Raw genomic sequence first — 285 nt, forward strand, 5'->3', positions numbered from 1 at the left:
CATTGTGCCTGTTGCACAAGTTAGCCAAAAGTGCTAATTTACTGCATGCAAGGCAAGAAAAATTATCAGGAAAAACTCTTCACTTCCTTCCGGCTTAGTGACAGGATTCCAAAAGAAAATTTTTACAGACGTTTAAAAGAAGCTCTGAACCTGGAGTTTCTTTATCCCCTTACCCAGAAGTTTTATGGAGATAGCGGGCAGAAAAGCATCGACCCGGTGGTCTTTTTCAAGATCTGCCTGGTGGGATACATGGAAAACATTACTACGGATCGTGGGGTGATGAAC

The 285-nt window shown here is 42.5% G+C and carries 1 protein-coding gene; it reads left to right on the forward strand.

What is annotated here, in order from left to right; translation table 11 throughout:
• Positions 1 to 45: 45 nt before the first annotated feature.
• Positions 46 to 285, forward strand: a 240-nt coding sequence (locus I6U50_RS15805; RefSeq protein WP_198639561.1) for a transposase, incomplete at its 3' end; no start/stop codon positions are given.

It is taken from the genome of Salegentibacter maritimus (assembly GCF_016236975.1).
In the GTDB taxonomy this organism is placed as follows: domain Bacteria; phylum Bacteroidota; class Bacteroidia; order Flavobacteriales; family Flavobacteriaceae; genus Salegentibacter; species Salegentibacter maritimus.